Annotated in this window: 10 protein-coding genes; 8 read left to right on the forward strand and 2 right to left on the reverse strand. The window is 64.0% G+C overall.

Annotated features, from left to right (window positions below; genetic code table 11):
• The first annotated feature begins 1 nt into the window (after position 1).
• From D3242_RS04255 to D3242_RS04275, 5 genes are all read left to right on the forward strand, one after another.
• Positions 2 to 6,055 carry a translocation/assembly module TamB domain-containing protein gene (locus D3242_RS04255; protein WP_064983739.1) on the forward strand — a complete coding sequence of 2,018 codons (6,054 nt, stop codon included), beginning with the start codon at positions 2 to 4 and terminating at the stop codon, positions 6,053 to 6,055.
• A 253-nt stretch (positions 6,056 to 6,308) separates the two neighbouring features.
• Entirely contained in the window at positions 6,309 to 7,961 is a 1,653-nt protein-coding gene (locus D3242_RS04260; protein WP_038647814.1) for an ABC transporter substrate-binding protein, read from the forward strand.
• Between the two features lie 217 nt (positions 7,962 to 8,178).
• Positions 8,179 to 9,213 carry an ABC transporter permease gene (locus D3242_RS04265; protein WP_019859185.1) on the forward strand — a complete coding sequence of 345 codons (1,035 nt, stop codon included), beginning with the start codon at positions 8,179 to 8,181 and terminating at the stop codon, positions 9,211 to 9,213.
• Between the two features lie 12 nt (positions 9,214 to 9,225).
• A complete protein-coding gene (locus D3242_RS04270; RefSeq protein WP_019859184.1) occupies positions 9,226 to 10,383 on the forward strand; it encodes an ABC transporter permease in 1,158 nt (385 codons plus the stop codon).
• Positions 10,384 to 10,431: 48 nt separating this feature from the next.
• Positions 10,432 to 12,750, forward strand: a complete 2,319-nt coding sequence (locus D3242_RS04275) for a dipeptide ABC transporter ATP-binding protein (RefSeq protein WP_064983741.1) — start codon at positions 10,432 to 10,434, stop codon at positions 12,748 to 12,750.
• A gap of 13 nt (positions 12,751 to 12,763) precedes the next feature.
• Here the strand turns inward: D3242_RS04275 and D3242_RS04280 are convergent, their stop codons facing one another.
• On the reverse strand, positions 12,764 to 13,354 hold the full coding sequence (locus D3242_RS04280) for a transglycosylase SLT domain-containing protein (protein WP_064983743.1): 591 nt from the start codon (positions 13,352 to 13,354) through the stop codon (positions 12,764 to 12,766).
• 217 nt (positions 13,355 to 13,571) lie between these two features.
• On the opposite strand from D3242_RS04280, the gene D3242_RS04285 reads away from it, so the two are divergent.
• Positions 13,572 to 15,110, forward strand: a complete 1,539-nt coding sequence (locus D3242_RS04285) for a trimethylamine methyltransferase family protein (RefSeq protein ID WP_064983744.1) — start codon at positions 13,572 to 13,574, stop codon at positions 15,108 to 15,110.
• A gap of 57 nt (positions 15,111 to 15,167) precedes the next feature.
• The gene (locus D3242_RS04290) at positions 15,168 to 17,594 is read left to right on the forward strand and encodes a GcvT family protein (RefSeq protein ID WP_064983746.1); all 2,427 of its coding nucleotides are present in this window, start codon (positions 15,168 to 15,170) and stop codon (positions 17,592 to 17,594) included.
• Positions 17,595 to 17,616: 22 nt separating this feature from the next.
• Here D3242_RS04290 and D3242_RS04295 read toward each other — a convergent pair whose 3' ends face one another.
• The gene (locus D3242_RS04295; RefSeq protein WP_019859178.1) at positions 17,617 to 18,009 is read right to left on the reverse strand and encodes a DoxX family protein; all 393 of its coding nucleotides are present in this window, start codon (positions 18,007 to 18,009) and stop codon (positions 17,617 to 17,619) included.
• A 200-nt stretch (positions 18,010 to 18,209) separates the two neighbouring features.
• Between D3242_RS04295 and D3242_RS04300 the strand changes: the two genes are divergently transcribed.
• Positions 18,210 to 18,698 (forward strand): hypothetical protein, encoded by a 489-nt coding sequence (locus tag D3242_RS04300; RefSeq protein WP_081296075.1) that lies wholly within the window; start codon positions 18,210 to 18,212, stop codon positions 18,696 to 18,698.
• The last annotated feature ends 69 nt before the right edge of the window (positions 18,699 to 18,767 follow it).

Below are 18,767 nucleotides of genomic sequence, written 5' to 3' on the forward strand. Positions count from 1 at the left end.
CATGAAGACGGTGTGGCGCATCCTTCGCATTGTCCTCTACACGCTGCTGATCGTGGTCGCGGGCGCCATCGGCGCGCTCGTTGTCCTGACCAAGACAGAGCGCGGACGCGACAATCTCGCCGGCATCATTTCGCGACTGGCTTCGAACGACGACCGCAAGATCACGGTCAGCGGCATTGACGGCATCTGGTCTGGCGCGCTCAGCGTCGACCATGTGGTGCTGGAAGACCGCCAGGGCGCCTGGCTGGTGGCGCGCAAGGTTGCCGTCGACTGGTCACCGTTTGCGCTTTTGTCGAAAAGCTTCAGCGCCGACCGCATAGCCGCCGAGCGCATCGAACTGGCACGCCTGCCGGTGGCGGGCACACAGCCGCCGGCGCAGGGCGGCACGACGACGCTGCCGGTTTCCATCGACATCAGGCAGATCCACCTGCCGGAAATCGCGCTTGGCCAGCAACTGGCCGGCAGCGGCATCGCCGAACTCGCCGCCAAGGGGATGCTCAAGGCCGACGCGGCGCCGCTGGCGGTCGAGACGGTGCTCAACGTCACCCGCCATGACGGCAAGCAAGGCAATGTCGACGCCAAGATCCACTTTGCACCGGCAGACAACAGGCTCGACCTCGACCTCAAGGCCTCGGAGCCGGCCGGCGGCATCATCGCCAATCTGCTCAAGCTGACCGATACGCCGCCGGTCGAAATAGCCGTCTCGGGCACGGGACCGCTTGCCAACTGGAATGGCATCGCCACATTCATGGTCGACGGTAAGATCGTCACGCAACTGACGGGCCGTCATCAGCTCACCGACAAGGGCAACCACGTCGAGGCCAAGGGCGACGGCGAGTTCGCGCCCTTCCTGCCGGAAAATCTGAGGCCGCTGTTTACGGGCAAGACCAGCTTCGATGTCGCGGGCACCGCCACATCGGCCGGCGGCATTAGCGTCGATCGGGCTAGTATCGAAAGCGACGCCATCCATGGCTCCGCGACCGGCATCGCCGATCCGGCCGGCGCCAGCGATCTGTCGGTCGAAATCGCGGCCAAAAGCGCGCCGGTGCAGATCGTTGTTGGAAGTGCGGCGCAACCGATCACCATTGCGATCAGGAACGCCACCGCCCGCGCCTTCGGCGACGGCAAGGCGCCGATCGTCGACATCGGTGCCTCGTTGGCTTCAGTGGTGGCGGGCGGCACCCAGCTCAACGATATTTCGGCGCAGATCCACTCCGACGGCTTCGACATCCCGAACCGCGCCGGCCCGGTCGCCGTCAAGCTGACGGCGGGCGGGCTGAAGACCGACGTGGCGACGCTGGCGCCGCTGGTCACCGGCAAGGTCGATGTCGACCTGGCGGGATCGCTGAGCAAGGACGCCATCGCCATCGACCAGGGCACGCTGCGCTCCGATGCGCTCAACGCCTCGCTGACCATGACGGTGGCGCTTGCCGACCTGTCGATGCAGCTCAAGATGAATGCCGATGCGGTGTCGACCGCCTTGCCGCCGCAGATCAGTTCCGTGCTCGGCGAGCGGGTGAAGTTCTCGGCCGCCGCGACGCGCGATCCGCAAGGGGCCTTTGCCGCCAATTCGATCTCGTTGACCTCCGGCTCGCTCAGCGCCAGCGGCACCGCCAGCGCGCAAGGCACCGACATCCAGGCCGACATCAAGGGCACGCTAGGCGATGTTTCGGTGCTGTCGCCGATGGTCGGCGTGCCAGTGGCCGGCGGCGTCAATTTCGCCCTTTCGGCAAGCGGCGCCAGGACGGCGCCGGATTTCACCATCTCCGCCGACAGCGACAGCCTGACGGCCTCGGGCCGCACGGTGAAGGCGATCAAGCTGACGGCAAGCGGCAAGGCCGACATAACAAGCCCCTCGGCCGATGTTTCGCTGACCGGGTTGGTCAATGACCAGCCGCTCGATATCAGGGCGGCGCTGGTGACCAGCGAGGGCAAGCGCTCGATCAACGGTTTCCTGGTCTCGCTCGGCGACAACAAGGTTTCCGGCGACCTGGCGCTCGATGACAAGCTCATGCCGCTCGGCACGCTGACGCTCGCCGCACCGGCAGTCGATCAGCTGGCGGCACTCGCCGGCCAGGCCGTGACCGGCGACATCAACGGCACCATCCTCTTTGCCAAGGACGGCGACGCGCCCTCCGTCACCATCGATGCGAAAAGCACGTCGGTCGCACGTGGCGAAGTGACGGCCAAGGCGATCGCCATCAACGCGCTCATCGCCAACTATCTCAAGGCGCCGGCGATCTCGGGCACCATCAAGGCCGACAGCGTCACCTCAGGCGCCACCGAAATCAGCGGCATCGGCGTCGACCTGAAGCGTGACGGCGAGTGGACCAATTTCACCGGCGGCGCCACGATCGCGGGCATTCCGGCGACCGCCGCCGGCCGAGTCAAGATCGCTGAGGGCACCACCAGCGTCGAGATCGCCTCGGGCGAAGCCACGGTTCGCGGCATCAAGGCGGCAATCGCTGCACCCTCGACGCTGAGCATCGCCAACGGCACGACCAGCATCGAGAAGCTGGCGCTCGATGTCGGCGGCGGTTCGGTGACGCTGTCGGGCAGCGCCGGCCAGACGCTCGATCTCGCGGCACAGTTCTCCGCGCTGCCGGCGGCCCTGGCCAATGACTTTGCCCCCGAGCTCGATGCGGCGGGCACGCTCGGCGGCGCCGCGCAAGTGACCGGGTTGCCATCCGCTCCCGAAGTTCGGTTCAACGCGCAGCTTGAGGCCGCCGAAACCAGCCAGACCCGCCAGGCCGGGCTCGGGCCGCTTGCGGTCGATGCGGCCGGTGTCTACACCCTGGCCGGCGGCGTCGTCCTCGACCATGCGACGCTGTCCGGCGACAAGATTTCCGGCGAGGCCTCCGGCACCATCAATCCGAATGGCGCCAGCGATTTTGCCCTCGACCTTACATCGTCGGGACCGAGCCTGCCGCTGACGGTCGGAAGCGCCGAGAGCCCGGTGAAGCTCGAGATCCGGTCCTTGTCGGCGAAGGTGGCGGGTGAGAGCACGCAGGCCCGCCTTGACGTCTCCGCGATCCTGCCGTCAGTCACCACCAGCCCGGCGAAGGTGGACGGGCTTGTCCTGGCACTGCACTCGGATGCGTTCGATCTCAAGAACCGCGCTGGACCGGTTTCCGGCACGGTGTCGGTGGACAAGGTCGGTCTCGACAATGCCGCCATAGCGCCGCTCATCGCCGGCAAGGTGACGGCCGCGCTGAACGCCCGGCTGACGTCGGACGGCGTCGCCATCGACAGCGGCTCGCTCAAGAGCGATGCGCTGAACAGCCAGGTCGCCGGGCAGGTGTCGTTGCGCGATGGCGCCATCGACCTCAAGCTGAGTGCGGATGCCCCGTCATCGGCTTTGCCGGCGGCGGCGCGCGGCATGCTTGGCGAGCGTGCGCAGATCAGCGCCACGCTGAAGCGCGATCCTAACGGCAGCATCAATGTCGACGGGCTGAAGCTGGTCTCGGGCGGACTGACCGCACAGGGGCAGGCGAGCCTTGCCGACAACAAGCTGGCCGCCGACATCACCGGCGCCCTTGCCGATATCTCGCCGCTGTCGAAGGACGCCAAGGGCGCCATTGCGTTTGCGCTGAACGCACAGGGCCCGGCCATCGCCCCCGATCTGTCGCTGACGGTCAACAGCGATCGGCTTTTGGTGGCGGAGCGCGAGATCACCGGACTGAAGCTCACCGCCACCGGCAAGGCGGATGCCGCCAACCCGGCCGCGAACGTGCAACTGACCGGCAATGTCGCGGGACAAGCCTTGCAGGGCAGCGCGGTGCTGGCGACGTCGGATGGCAAAAGCGCCATCAACGGCCTGCTCCTGTCGCTCGGCAAGAATCGGATTTCCGGCGATCTGGCGCTGGACGACAAGTTCGTACCCGAAGGCACCATCTCGCTCGACCTGCCCGATATCGGCCCGCTCGCCGCGCTGGCGCTGGAAAAGGCGGAGGGCGACGTGCGTGGCACGATCGCCTTCACGAAGAACGGTGCCGCACCTCAGGTCGCCATCAAGGCGGCCACCGCCTCGATCACGCGCGGCGATCTCCAGGCGAAGGCGGTTTCCATCGATGCGCTGATCGCCAACTATCTCGCCGCACCGGTGATTTCGGGCAATATCCGCGCCGACACCGTCACATCGGGCGGCACCGTGATCAGCGGCATCGATGTCGACCTGAAGCGCGACGGCGACTGGACCGGCTTTTCCGGTGGCGCCACGGTCAAGGGCATTCCGGCCAAGGCCGCCGGCCGCGTGAAGGTGGCCAATGGCACGACCACCATCGAACTCGCTTCCGGCCAGGCGACCGTCCAGGGCATCAGGGCGGCCATCGCCCAGGCTTCGACGGTCAGCATCGCCAACGGCACGACGACGCTGGACCGGCTGGTGCTCAACCTTGGCGGCGGCACGGCGACGGTGACCGGCAAGGTCGGGCAGGCGCTCGACATCAATGCGGCGCTGGCCAAGGTGCCGATGTCGCTCGCCAACGGTTTCTCGCCGGGGCTCGATGCCGCCGGTTCGATTTCCGGCACGGTGAAGGTGACGGGCGCGCCGGCGAGCCCTTCCGTAGCCTTCATTATAGACGCGGCCGGCGTGCAGACGTCGCAGACCCGAGGCGCCGGTGTCGGCGCGGTGAGCGTGTCCTCCTCCGGTACCTTTGCCGGCAACAAGCTGACCTTCAACGCCAATGTCGGCGATGGCGCCGGCCTTGGCCTCAAGGGCGGCGGCACGGTGACGACGGCGGGCACGCCGGCGCTGGTGCTCGACTTCAATGGCGCCGTGCCGTTCGGCATGCTCAGCCAGAAGCTTGCCGCGCAGGGCTTGTCGCTGTCGGGAACGGCCACCGTCAATGTCCAGGTGCGTGGCCCGGCGACGTCGCCTGTCATCGGCGGCAGCGTCAGCACATCGGGCGCGCGGCTGGTCGATGCCCGCTCGGGCCTGGCCGTCAACGATCTCGCCGCCGACGTCTCGATCGGCGGCGGCGTCGCCAGGATCAACCGGCTGACCGGAACATTGTCGACGCGCGGCAGCCTTTCGGCCAGCGGCACGGTCGGCATCAACCCGGCGCAAGGGTTTCCGGCCGACCTGTCGATCAAGCTCACCGACGGGCGCTATACGGACGGACGCGTGGTGACCGCCAATCTCGGCGGCGACCTGACGATCAAGGGACCGCTGGTATCGGCACCGGTGATTGCCGGCACCGTCAATCTCGCCAAGACCGTCATCACGGTTCCGGACAAATTGCCGGGCTCGCTCTCGGCGCTCGACGTCAAGCACAAGAACGCGCCCGCCGCCGTCAGGGCGCAGGACAAGGCGCTGCGGCCGCCAACGACGTCGGGCAAGAGCGGCGGTAGCGGGCTTGCGCTCGACGTCACCGTCAATGCGCCGAACCAGATCTTCATCCAGGGCAGGGGCGTCGATGCCGAATTCGGCGGCTCGCTCAAGCTGACCGGGCCGGCCTCGTCGCCACAGGCGGTCGGCACCTTCACCTTGCAGCGCGGCCGGCTGTCAATCCTGGGCAAGCGGCTGACCTTCACCGAGGGAACGGTGGGTTTCTCCGGCTCGCTGGTGCCCTATCTCAACCTGACGGCGACCACGACGACCGCCAGCGCCACCGTCACCATCGTGGTGTCGGGCGAGGCGACCAATCCTAAGTTCACCTTCTCCTCGGTGCCGGCGCTGCCCGAGGACGAGGTGCTGGCGCAATTGATCTTCGGCCGGTCCATGTCGAACCTGTCGCCGCTGCAGATCGCGCAACTGGCCGAAGCGGCCGGGCAACTGGCCGGTGTCGGCGGCTCGACGTCGCTGCTTGAGAATCTGCGTAGCGCCATCGGCGTCGACGATCTCGACGTCACCACCGACGACAAGGGCGGCACGGCGGTCTCGGCCGGCAAGTACCTGAACGACCGCACCTACGTGACCATCCAGAAGGGCGACAAGCCCGGTTCGGGCAAGGCCACCATCGACCTCAACGTCGGGCGTGGCGTCAAGTTGCGCGGCGAGGCGACGGACGCCGGCGAGGCCAAGGGCGGCATCTTCTACGAAAAGGAATATTGAGGGCCTGGCCCTCACCATGGCCGGGACTGGCGCTGTCGTAACCCGTGCCAATGTCTCAGTTTAATCGCCTTGAGTAGATTTTGGCGAAATCTGGGCGCACTAGCAATTTTGCGTCAAGACTGTCGCTATCGCGCGTACCGCTCCCTTTTCAAAGTTGCACATTCGTCAACATGTTCCCAATCCAAGCCGTCTTTGACATCATGGCCTGGATGCGGAATGTTAATCGGCGGAAAGCCAACAATGGGAGTTAGTCATGACAATCTACAAGAGTAATGGCGATCGCGTTCCGGATCACATCTTGGCCATGGCCGAAGAAGCCAAGGCAGGTAAGGTCGATCGCCGCGAATTCCTGGCCATGGCAAGCGTCTTCGGCGCCTCGACGGCGATGGCTTATGGCCTTCTCGGTCTCGCCGATCCGACGCCTGCAAGGGCAGAAGAGGTAAAAGGCAAGAAAGGCGGCACGCTGAAGGTCGCGCAGTGGATCAAGGATCCCAAGGATCCTCGCAAGGCCGACTGGTCCGAAATTGCCAATGCCGAGCGCCAGGCGCTGGAGCCGCTGGTCAAGTACACGAGCGAATACACGTTCCGCCCTTATCTGCTGGAAAGCTGGGACGTGAACGACGACGCCACCCAGTACACGCTGCATGTACGCAAGGGCGTAACCTGGTCGAACGGCGACCCCTTCATAGCCTCTGACGTCGTCTTCAACCTGAAGCGCTGGGCCGACAAGAAGGCCGAAGGCAATTCGATGCCCGGCCGTCTCGGCTCGCTGGTCAAGGATGACAAGCTCGACGAAAGCGCCGTGACGATGCCGGACGACCACACGGTCGTGCTCAAGCTCAGCAAGCCTGACATCGCGCTTATCCCCAACATGTGCGACTATCCCGGCCTGATCGTCCACAAGACTTTCGACGAGAAGGGCGGCGACTTCAAGGCCTGCCCGATCGGCACCGGCCCATTCGAGCTCGTCTCCTACGACGTCGGCCAGAAAGTCGTCTACAAGCGCCGCGAAGACAACAAGTGGTGGGACGGCGAAGTGTTCCTCGACGGCATCGAATTCATCGACTACGGCACCGATCCGGCCGCCATGGTCAGCGCTTTCGAGGCTGGCGAAGTGCACACCAACTTCGAAACGTCGGCCGACTATGTGTCGATCCTCGACAAGATGGACTTGGTCAAGTCGGAGATCGTCACGGCTTCGACCATCGTCTGCCGCACCAACGTCAACAACAAGCCCTATGGCGACCAGAAGGTGCGCAACGCGCTGCAGCTCGCGGTCGACAACAATGTCGTCCTCCAGCTCGGCTATGGCAATGCCGGCTCGGTCGCCGAGAACCACCATGTCTGCTCGATCCATCCGGAATATTACGAGCTGCCGAAGGTTGCCCGTGATCCGGCCAAGGCCAAGGCGCTGATGGCGGAAGCCGGCCAAGCCGACTTCGAACACGAGCTGATCACGGTTGACGAGGACTGGCACAAGAACACCGGCGACGCGATCGCCGCACAGCTGCGCGACGCCGGGATCAAGGTGAAGCGCACGGTGCTACCGGGCTCGACGTTCTGGAACGACTGGACGAAGTATCCGCTGTCAATGACCAACTGGAACATGCGTCCGCTCGGCGTCCAGGTTCTGGCCATCGCCTATCGCACCGGCGAGGCCTGGAACGAGGCTGGCTGGTCGAACCCCGACTGGGATGCCAAGCTCAATGCGGCACTCGCCGTCGCCGACGCTGCCAAGCGCAAGGATATGATGAAGGACATCGAGCAGATCCTGCAGGCTTCCGGCATCATCATCCAGCCCTACTGGCGCAAGCTCTACAGCCACTCGGTCAAGGCGGTGCAAAACTACAAGATGCATCCGACCTTCGAGCGCGACTACGGCAAGGTCTGGCTCGATCAGGCCTGATCGATCGGACCTGGGAAAGGGGCATTGCCCCTTTCCCTCCCTTTTTGCGTCGCCATTGCAGGTTCGTCCGCAAAAAATACGGACTCACCCGGGAAGGCCGTGCAATAAAAACAGGGTTGATCGCATTCGAGGGCCTGTTTGACGGCCAGTCCGCCGGTGACGGCAGGCGAGGCTTTGAAGCCGGCTCAAAACCCAACCCCATCGGCAGGGGGCCGTCATGCTTTCCTTCATTATCAGGCGTCTTGGCACCATGGCATTGACGATGCTGTGCCTGACGATGATCGTCTTCTTCCTGATCAACCTCGAACCCAACCTGAAGAAGCTGGCGATCAGCCAGACGGAAATGCACACTTCGGCCGAACAGCTGGAGGACTGGCTGGTCAACCATGGCTACCGGCAGAATTTCTTCGTCCGCTACGGACAGTGGCTGGGCCTGCTGCCCAAGCAGCCGGTGACCGACCCGGCGACCGGCAAGCCGACGCAGCGTTTCACTTTCTGCAACGACCCGGTCGTACCAACCTTCTCCGGCGTTCTCGAAGGGGATTTCGGTTGCTCGACCAAGTTCAAGACAACGGTTGCCTCGAAATTGTTTCCAGCACTTGGTGCCACCGGCATCCTGATGTTCTGTGTGTTGGCGGTGATGGTGCCGGTATCGCTCTTGATCGGCATCCTGGCCGGCATGCGCGAGGGATCGCGAACCGACCGGGTGCTTTCGGTGGCCTCGATCGCCTCGACGGCGACGCCCGAATATGTGTCGGGCGTCATCTTCACCGTCATCTTCGCCTCATGGCTCGGCTGGTTGAACGGATCGGCGGCGTCGGCCAGCCAGGGCATCACCTTCTACAATTTCACGCTGCCGGTGATGACACTGGCGATCTACGGCATCGGCTACATCGCCCGCATGACCCGCGCCTCAATGGTCGAGGTGATGACGCAGCAATATATCCGCACCGCCCGGTTGAAGGGGCTCTCCTTCGGCGGGGTAGTGGTGAAACACGCGCTGCGCAACGCGCTGATCGCACCGTTCACCGTCATCATGCTGCAATTTCCCTGGCTGCTCACTGGCGTCGTCATCGTCGAGGTGATGTTCCGCTACCAGGGCTTCGGCTACACGCTGGTCGAGGCCGCCGGCAACAACGACATCGACCTTTTGCTTGGCTGCTCGCTGGTCTCGGTGTTCATCGTCTTGATCACGCAACTCATTTCCGATGTCGGCTACGCGTTTCTCAATCCGCGTATCAGAGTTCAGTAGGGGGCGAAGCGGATGCAGGTCCAATATATCAGTGCCTTCAGCGTCGTTCTCGAAGTGCTCTCGCGCTTCTGGCCGGTCTGGGTTGCGCTCATCATCGTCATGGGTGCGAGCTTCGCCTACAAGAAAAGGCTGGCGCTCTACGGACAGCTGTTCGACAGCGGCGTCGGCATCGTCGGGGTCGGCATCTGCCTGTTCTGGCTGTTTACGGCGATCTTCGCATCGACCATCTCGCCTTTCGATCCGCTGGCACAGGTCCCGGTGATGAAGGACATGCTGCCCGGCGCCATCGAGCCGCAATCGGGGCTTGTCTATCTGTTCGGCGGCGACAAGCTGGCGCGCGACGTGTTTTCGCGCATGGTCTATGGCAGCCAGATCGTGCTGATCATCGCGCCGGCGGCGACCGGCTTCGCGCTGATGGTCGGCATCACCCTTGGCCTGCCCGCCGGCTATTACGGCGGCAAGATCGATACGGTGCTGTCGTTTCTGGCCAACCTCGTGCTGGCCTTCCCGGTGATCCTGCTGTTCTACCTCTTGGTGACGCCGGGCATCATGGACACGCCGATCCCCTATGCCATGGCCGGCGTGTTCTTCCTGTTTCCGATCATCTTCTTCAGCGTGCTGTTCTGGACGCGTTACAAGAACCGCCCAGACCGGCTGTACATCCTGCTCGGCCTGACGCTGATCATAGGCGGCTGGATCTATCTCGGCCTCGTGTTCGACAAGGACCCGCTGCACATCGTCCACATCGATCCCAATCAGCTCAATATTTTCGTGGCGGTGGTGTTTGCCTCTAGTCCGGGCGTGTTCCGCATCGTGCGCGGCCTGGTGATGGACATCAAGACGCGCGACTATGTGGCGGCGGCGCAGACGCGCGGTGAATCGCCCTGGTACATCATGCTTTGGGAAATCCTGCCCAATGCACGCGGACCGCTGATCGTCGATGCCTGCCTGCGCATCGGCTACACCACCATCCTGCTCGGCACGCTGGGCTATTTCGGCCTCGGCCTGGCACCGGAAAGCCCTGACTGGGGCACCGCGATCAAGGATGCCAGCCGGCTGCTGCGCTCCTTCATCCATCCGGCGCTGCCGCCGACGATCGCGCTGATGTCGTTCGTGCTGGGGCTCAACCTGTTGGCCGACTCGCTGCGTGAACAATCGATGAAGGACTGATTGACGGGCTCCGGCCCGCATCTGGTAGAATTTGGATTGGAGCGACCCATGAACGAGGCAGTTCGAAATCCCGCAGAGCCGATCATAGAGATCGAAAACCTGTCGATCTCCTTCTTCACCCGCAAGGGCGAAATACCTGCGGTCATGGATTTTTCCTGCACGGTCATGCCCGGCGAGGCGATGGGCATCGTCGGTGAATCCGGCTGCGGCAAGTCGACCGTGTCGCTCGGCATCATGCGCGACCTCTCCAACATCGGAAAGATCGTCGGCGGCAGGATCAAGTTCCAGGGCAAGGACATGGGCGAGCTCTCCGAGGAGGAGCTGCGCGCCATTCGCGGTAACAAGATCGCCATGATCTACCAGGAGCCGATGGCCAGCCTCAATCCGGCGATGAAGGTCGGCCAGCAGTTGATGGAAGTGCCGCTGATCCACGACAAGGTGTCGAAGGAAGAGGCCTACAAGCGCTCCCTCGAAATGGTGCGCGCGGTCAAGCTGCCCGATCCCGAGCGCATGATGCGCTCCTATCCGCATCAGCTCTCCGGCGGCCAGCAGCAGCGCATCGTCATTGCCATGGCGCTGCTGTCGAAGCCGGCGCTGCTTCTGCTCGACGAGCCGACGACGGCGCTCGACGTGACGGTGGAGGCGGGTATCGTCGAACTGGTCAAAGGGCTGGGCGAGAAGTTCGGCACGTCGATGATCTTCGTGTCGCACAATCTCGGCCTCATCCTCGAGACCTGCGACCGCATCACCGTGATGTATTCGGGCGAGGCGGTGGAGACCGGCAAGATCAAGGACGTGTTCGACCGGATGCGCCACCCCTATACGCAAGGGCTGTTCCGTTCGATCCCGCTGCCGGGCGCCGACAAGAATTCGCGGCCGCTGATCTCCATCCCCGGCCAGTTGCCGCTGCCGCATGAGCGGCCAAAGGGCTGCAATTTCGGTCCGCGCTGCCACCATTTCGTCGAGGGCGTCTGCAACGCCGCCGAAATCCCGATGGTCGAGGTCGCCGGCCACGAAGGCCATTTCTCACGCTGCGTGCGCTTCAACGAGATCGACTGGGAGGCGCTGCCGCCCGGCGCCAAGAAGGTCAATGAGCGTATCGTGCCCGGCGCGCCGGTGCTCAAGATCGAGGATTTGCGGAAATACTACAAGGTCGGCGGCAGCGAGGTGTTCGGCTCGAGCGAAGGCCGCGTCGTCAAGGCCAACGAGACGATCTCGTTCATGGCACGAGAATCCGAGACGGTCGCCATCGTCGGCGAATCCGGCTGCGGAAAGTCGACATTGGCCAAGGTGCTGCTCGGGCTGGAGACGGCGAGTGCCGGCACGGTGACGCTGGGCAACAAGGAAATCCAGTCGACGGGCATCGAGAGCCGCAGCGTCGAAACCGTGTCGTCGATCCAGATGGTGTTCCAGAACCCGTTCGACACGCTGAACCCCAGCCATTCGGTCGGCTCGCAGATCATCCGCACGCTGGAGAAATTCAATGTCGGCAAGACGGTCGCCGACCGGCGCAAGCGCATGCTGGAACTGCTCGACCTGGTGAAGCTGCCGCGCGCCTTCGAGACGCGCAAGCCGCGCCAGCTGTCCGGTGGCCAGAAGCAGCGCATCGGGGTGGCGCGCGCCTTTGCCGGCGATGCCAAGGTGGTGGTGGCCGACGAGCCGGTCTCGGCACTCGACGTGTCGGTGCAGGCGGCGGTGACCGAACTGTTGATGGACATCCAGCGCAAGAACAAGACGACGATGCTGTTCATCAGCCACGATCTGTCGGTCGTGCGCTACATCGCCGACCGCGTCGTCGTCATGTATCTCGGCTATATCGTGGAGCAGGGCACGACCGACCAGATTTTCGCGCCGCCCTATCACCCCTATACCGAGGCGCTTTTGTCGGCGATCCCGATCGCTGACACCAGCGTGGTCAAGCGGCACATCGTGTTGGAGGGCGACATTCCTTCGGCGATGAACCCGCCGTCAGGCTGTCCGTTCCAGACACGCTGCGGCTACAAGAAGCTGGTGCCGGACAATCTGTGCGAAACCAAGGTGCCGCCGGTCAAGCATCTCGGCGACGGCCATATGAGCCTGTGCTGGCTGTCCGACGATGTGCTGGCGACGATGGAGCCGGTGATCAAGTTCGACAAGGAACACGCGGCGCATGAAGGTGTTCCGGACGATGCGCACGGCACCGGGCCGGGTCCGACCGGAACGGCGCCCAACCGGCCGCGTGGCAAAACGGGCAGCGCGGAAGCCGACCAGATCGGGGACGCCGTGGAGCAAAGCGAGGCTGGCATGCGAGCCCGTCGCCACGAAGTGCGCGACGAGACTTCCGAAACCGGTGTCTCCAAGCCGAAAGATACGACAAGGCGGCACTAGCCAGGGCTGAGTGTCAGCTTCCGCACTGGCGTAGCTGCGATTCATAATCCCGCGCCATCTTGTCGGTCGCCCGGGCGTAACCCTGCACGCCGACGTCGCCACGATTGCCGCGGCCATAGGCGGTCCAGCCGAGATAGTAGGCGAGGTAGAGATTGTAGGTGTCGTTGCGCGCGACGCCGTAAGTGTCTGCCGTCTTGGAATGGTACCAGCCGACGAAATCGACGGCGTCGGCGAATTTGGTGCGCCGCGCCGCCCAGTTGCCGGTTTCGCGCTGATATTGCGACCAGGTGCCGTCCAGCGCCTGCGAGAAGCCGGTGGCCGACGAGACATGCTTCCAGGGAATGAAGCCGAGGAGCTTGGTGCGCGGCGGCCGGGCATTGCTCTTGAAGCCGGATTCCTTGCGCACCGTCGCCATCAGCACGGAGACCGGCACGCCATATTTCTGCTCAGTGCGTTCGGCTGCCGACTGCCAATTGTCGAACCAGCCGTCATTCTGGTCGAAGACGGCGCAGACATTGTTGATGTGGCTGGGCGCTGTCGCGCAGGCCGAAAGTGCCAGCAACACGCCAACTGCTACAATTTTACTAAAACTCGACCTACGCATTGGATGAGCAATAGGCCGAAATCATAAAGGGAATCTTGCCGCCGCCGTTAACGCCTCGCAGTCACGAGCGCTCGGGAAAAGGCCCTGTATATATTCCGACGCCTTCTGTCGCTTTTGATAAAATCGCGCTGCATAAATGCCGCCTTGGCTAAAATCGCGCCTGTAAACGGCGTATTTCTGACAGCTTGCCTGGTTTGCCAAGGCTTTGATGCCTGGCATGAACGAACCAAGACGCAAGCGTGGCGCCGAGCGCACCAGCAACCGGGGGCCGGCGCCCATCCCGCAGCTGCCGCAGAGGCGGGTGACCAATCCCTATCCGCCGATGGCGTTGCTGTCTCCAGACCAGATCGAGGCGATCCATCAAGCGTCGATGCATATATTGGAGAATTTCGGCATCGAGGTGATGAGCCCGCGGGCGCTGTCGCTGTTCGAGCAGGCGGGTGCCAGGGTCGACCACGCCTCGGCCAATGTCCGCCTCGATCGCGGCATGGTCGACGAGGCACTGAAAACCACCCGGTCCAGCTATACGCTGACGCCGCGCAATCCGGCCAACACCATCCATCTTGGTGGCAACACCATCAATTTCACCCTCGTCGCCGGCCCACCCAATGTGCACGACATGGAGCGCGGCCGCCGCGCCGGCAATCTGCGCGACTATGCCGATCTCACCCGGCTGGCGCAGCATTTCAACTGCGTCCACATGCTCGGCAACCAGGTCTGCGCGCCGGTCGAACTGCCGGCCAATTCGCGCCACCTCGACACCTACTTCACCAACCTGACGCTGACCGACAAGAGTTTTCATGTCTCGGCGATCGGCCGGGGCAGGGCGCTGGACGGCATCGAGATGATGGCGATCGCGCGCGGGCTGACATTGGATCAGCTGCGCGACGATCCCGGCATCGCCACCATCATCTCGGTCAACTCGCCGCGCCGCTTCGACGAGATGATGGCCGAGGGCCTGATGACCATGGCCGAGTTCGGCCAGTCGGTGGCGGTGACGCCGTTCACGCTGATGGGGGCGATGAGCCCGGTGACGCTGGCGGGTGCCTTGGCGCAGCAGAATGCCGAAGCGCTGTTCGGCGTCGTGCTGACGCAATTGGTGCGGCCGGGCGCGCCGGTGATGTATGGCGCTTTCACCTCCAATGTCGACATGAAGTCCGGGGCGCCGGCCTTCGGCACGCCTGAAAACACCAAGGCCAACATTGCGTCCGGGCAATTGGCGCGGCGCTACGGGCTGCCCTACCGGACGACGCCCGGTTCGGCCTCCAATGCGGCCGACGCGCAAGGCGCCTACGAGACGCTGATGGCGCTGTGGGGCGCGGTGCTCGGCCATGGCAATCTCGTCTATCACGCCGCCGGCTGGCAGGAGGGCGGGCTGACGGCATCGTTCGAAAAGTTCATCATCGATGTCGAGATGATCCAGCACATGATGGAGTTCTTGCGGCCGATCGTGGTCGACGAGGCGGAACTCGCCGTCGAGGCGCTGGGCGCGGTGCCGACCGGCGGCCATTTTTTCGGCGAGCCGCACACGCTGGAGCGCTACGCCACCGCCTTCTACCAGCCGATGCTGTCCAACTGGCAGAATTTCGAAGCCTGGCAGGAGGCCGGCAGCCTCGATGCAACGGCGCGCGCGACCCGGCTGTGGAAGAAGGCACTGGAGGATTATGTCGAGCCGGTGATGGATATCGCTGTGCGCGAGGCGCTGGAGGCTTACATGGCCAGGCGCAAGGAAGCGATCGGGCAGGGTGAGCCGTGATACCTCCCATATCGATTCATCTCACCCATACAACTCACTGATATCAGAGAAAAATCCATGAAATCGCATGCAAAGGTCGTGGTCATTGGCGGCGGCGTCGTCGGGTGTTCCGTGCTGTTTCATCTCGCTCGCCATGGCTGGACCGACGTGGTGCTTCTGGAGCGCGACGAGCTGACATCAGGCTCGACCTGGCACGCGGCGGGCGGCATGCACACGATCAATGGCGACCCCAACGTCGCCAAGCTGCAGAAATACACGATCAGCCTCTACAAGGAGATCGAGGAACTGTCAGGCCAGGCGACCGGCGTGCACCTGACCGGCGGCGTGCTGCTCGCGGCGACCGAGGCACGGCTGGACTGGCTGCGCGGTGTCGTCGCCAAGGGCCGCTATCTCGGCATCGACCTGGAAGTGATCTCTGCGAAAGAGGCCGCCGAACTGATGCCGCTGCTCGACCCCAAGCAGTTCGTTGGCGCCGTCCGCAACAAGGAGGATGGGCATCTCGATCCCTCCGGCGTCACCCATGCCTATGCCAAGGCCGCGCGGAAGCTTGGGGCGGAAGTAGAACGCTTCACCAAGGTCGAGGACATTGTGCGGCGGCCCGACGGCCTATGGCGCGTCATCACCAACAAGGGCGAGGTGGTGGCCCAGCATGTCGTCAATGCCGGCGGCCTGTGGGCGCGCGAGGTCGGCCGCATGGTCGGGCTCGAATTGCCGGTGCTGGCCATGGAGCACATGTACCTGATCACCGAGGACATGCCGGAAGTCGCCGCCTGGAACGCCAAGACCGGCACCGAGATCATCCATGCGGTCGATTTCGATGGCGAGCTCTATCTGCGCCAGGAGCGCGGCGGCATGCTGATGGGCACCTACGAGAAAGCCAACAAGCCGTGGTCGGAATACCAGACGCCTTGGAATTTCGGCCATGAATTGCTGGCGCCCGACATCGACCGCATCGCGCCGTCGCTGGAGGTCGGGTTCCGGCATTTCCCGGCCTTCCAGAACACCGGCATCAAGCAGATCATCAACGGGCCCTTCACCTTCGCGCCCGACGGCAACCCGCTGGTCGGGCCGGTGCGCGGCCTGCCGGGCTTCTGGGTCGCCTGCGGGGTCATGGCCGGCTTCTCACAGGGCGGCGGCGTCGGGCTGGCGCTGTCCAACTGGATGATCGAAGGCGACCCTGGCGCCGATATCTGGGCCATGGATGTGGCGCGCTATGGCGACTGGGCGACGATGGCCTACACCAACGCCAAGGTGCGCGAAAACTATTCCCGGCGCTTTTCGATCCGCTTCCCCAATGAGGAGCTGCCCGCCGGACGGCCGCTGAAGACGACGCCGGTCTACGATCTGCTGTCGGCCAAGGGCGCACAGTTTGGCGTCGCCTATGGGCTGGAAGTGCCGCTCTGGTACGCGCCGGAAGGCGTCAAGGACGAGTTCTCCTGGCGCCGTTCCAGCGATTTTTCCCATGTCGCCAGGGAAGTCGCGACGGTGCGCGACGGCGTCGGCCTGTCGGAGATTTCGAGCTTTGCCAAATATAAGGTTACGGGCGAGGGGGCGTCGGCCTGGCTCGACCGCCTGCTCGCCTGCAAATTGCCGAAACCCGGCCGCATGACGCTGGCGCCGATGCTGAAGGATGACGGCAGGCTGATCGGCGATTTCACGCTGGCCAATCTGGGCAGCGATGGCTGGTTCCTCGCCGGCTCCGGCATTGCCGAGCAGTACCATATGCGCTGGTTCGAGGCGCATCTGCCTGGCGACGGTTCGGTTCATATCGAGGCGCTGGGCGCGAAACTCACCGGCCTTGCCATTGCCGGCCCCAAGGCGCGGGAAGTGCTGGCCAAGGTCAGCCGCGCCGATGTCTCCAATGCGGCGTTTCCGTTCATGGCGGTGGCCAGGATGGATATCGGCATGGCGCCGTGCCTGGTCGGCCGCGTCAGCTACACCGGCGATCTCGGCTACGAGATCTGGGTGGCGCCGGAATATCAGCGCGCGGCTTATCATGCGCTGACGGCAGCGGGCGCGGAATTCGGTATCGGCCTGTTCGGCTCGCGCGCGCTCAATGCGCTGCGGCTGGAGAAGAACTATGGCTCATGGGGACGCGAATACCGTCCGATCTACGGGCCGCTCGAAGCCGGGCTCGACCGCTTCGTCGCCTATGGCAAGGAGGCGGATTTCATCGGCAAGACGGCAGCGCTGGCCGAGCGCAAGCAAGGCGGCAAATTGCGGCTGCGCAGCTTCATTGTCGACGCCGACGATGCCGATGTCATCGGCGACGAACCGATCTGGTTCGGCGGCGCGGTGCGCGGCTGGGTGACGTCGGGCGGCTACGCCCATCATTCAAAGAAGTCGGTCGCCGTCGGCTATGTGCCGAAGGAGATCGCCGACGAGAGCGACGGCTTCGAGATCGAGTTGCTGGGCAAGCGCCATGCGGCGCGTATTCAGGCAGCCCCGCTGTTCGACGCGAATTTTGAGCGCATGCGGGGGTGAAGGTTCATCCCCAGCGGGGACATCAGGCCTCGCTGCGATTGTCCAGCGCAAAGGCGCCGGCGCCGGCGAAGACCAGATAGAGGAAGATGAAGCAGAAGGAGATTGCCGCGTCGCCGCTGTTGTTGACCGGGAAGAAGTCACGCGGCATGTGCGCCATGAAATAGGCGATCGCCATTTCGCCGGCCAGAAGGAACGCCACCGGGCGTGTGAACAGGCCGAGCGCCAGCAGGATGCCGCCGGCGAATTCGAGGATGCCGGCGGCTGTCGTCAACCCGGTGAGGGCGTGAGGCTGGGCGCTGACGGGGAAGTTGAACAGTTTCTGGCTGCCATGTTCGATGAACTGCAGTGCGGTCATGATGCGCAGCACGCCGAGTGCCTGCGGCAGGTATCTGGAGAGGCCTTCAAAAAGCTTCATCTGAACTCCTTTTCGCCCTCCCGGCCCGGCCATAGATCATGGTCCGACGATGGACCATTCACTTCCCATGGCGCGCCATCAACAATCGGTGATTGGAAATGTTCTCCGGTATGCCCTTTCATATCGTTCTCGTCAGGGTTGCATTTGTATCGCTATGGTTGTATTGATGTGGGCACTCTAAACCTGTGGGTTCTCTTGCCATGAAAAAACTCGTCGTCAGCCTATTCGCACTCCTTGCAGGCACCAGCTTGGCCATGGCCGAGGACGCCGGTTGCGAGGCCTTCAAATGGCCGGTGACGCGGGAACAGGCGCTGTTTGCCGCGGCGCCCGCAACGCCGGCTGGAGCGGAGCTGGCGGTGGGTGCCGCCGCGGATCTGGCATTGGTTCCGGCGGACAAAGCCGGTTTTACGCTGCCGCCCGAGCGCGCGCCGGCGGGGGGCACGTTCGGTGCCGTCGCCAGCGTGGAGGTGCCGGCCGGCGGAGCCATTCAGATCAGCCTGTCGGGCGAAGCCTGGATCGACGTCATCCAGGACGGCAAGGCCATCAAGTCGGCCGGCTACAGCGGTGTGAAAACCTGCCCCGGCATCCGCAAGAGCGTGCGCTTCAAGCTCGCGGCCGGACCGGCCATCGTTCAGTTCAGCGGGGCGAAAAAGGCCGAGCTGAAGGTTGCGGTGCTGACGCCGGAATAGAGCGGCAAATAGAGCAATACGGCCTTTCATCGGTGGTGAGATGAAAGGCCGCCGCTTCGTGCCGGCGAA

Source organism: Mesorhizobium jarvisii, assembly GCF_003601985.1.
Taxonomy (GTDB): Bacteria; Pseudomonadota; Alphaproteobacteria; order Rhizobiales; family Rhizobiaceae; genus Mesorhizobium; species Mesorhizobium jarvisii.

What these genes read in the sequence shown, in the direction of transcription:
- D3242_RS04260 (WP_038647814.1), top strand. Translation starts at nt 6,309, where the DNA reads ATGACAATCTACAAGAGTAATGGCGATCGCGTTCCGGATCACATCTTG.
- D3242_RS04280 (WP_064983743.1), bottom strand. Translation starts at nt 13,354, where the DNA reads ATGCGTAGGTCGAGTTTTAGTAAAATTGTAGCAGTTGGCGTGTTGCTG.
- D3242_RS04295 (WP_019859178.1), bottom strand. Translation starts at nt 18,009, where the DNA reads ATGAAGCTTTTTGAAGGCCTCTCCAGATACCTGCCGCAGGCACTCGGC.
- D3242_RS04270 (WP_019859184.1), top strand. Translation starts at nt 9,226, where the DNA reads ATGCAGGTCCAATATATCAGTGCCTTCAGCGTCGTTCTCGAAGTGCTC.
- D3242_RS04255 (WP_064983739.1), top strand. Translation starts at nt 2, where the DNA reads ATGAAGACGGTGTGGCGCATCCTTCGCATTGTCCTCTACACGCTGCTG.
- D3242_RS04300 (WP_081296075.1), top strand. Translation starts at nt 18,210, where the DNA reads ATGAAAAAACTCGTCGTCAGCCTATTCGCACTCCTTGCAGGCACCAGC.
- D3242_RS04290 (WP_064983746.1), top strand. Translation starts at nt 15,168, where the DNA reads ATGAAATCGCATGCAAAGGTCGTGGTCATTGGCGGCGGCGTCGTCGGG.
- D3242_RS04265 (WP_019859185.1), top strand. Translation starts at nt 8,179, where the DNA reads ATGCTTTCCTTCATTATCAGGCGTCTTGGCACCATGGCATTGACGATG.
- D3242_RS04285 (WP_064983744.1), top strand. Translation starts at nt 13,572, where the DNA reads ATGAACGAACCAAGACGCAAGCGTGGCGCCGAGCGCACCAGCAACCGG.
- D3242_RS04275 (WP_064983741.1), top strand. Translation starts at nt 10,432, where the DNA reads ATGAACGAGGCAGTTCGAAATCCCGCAGAGCCGATCATAGAGATCGAA.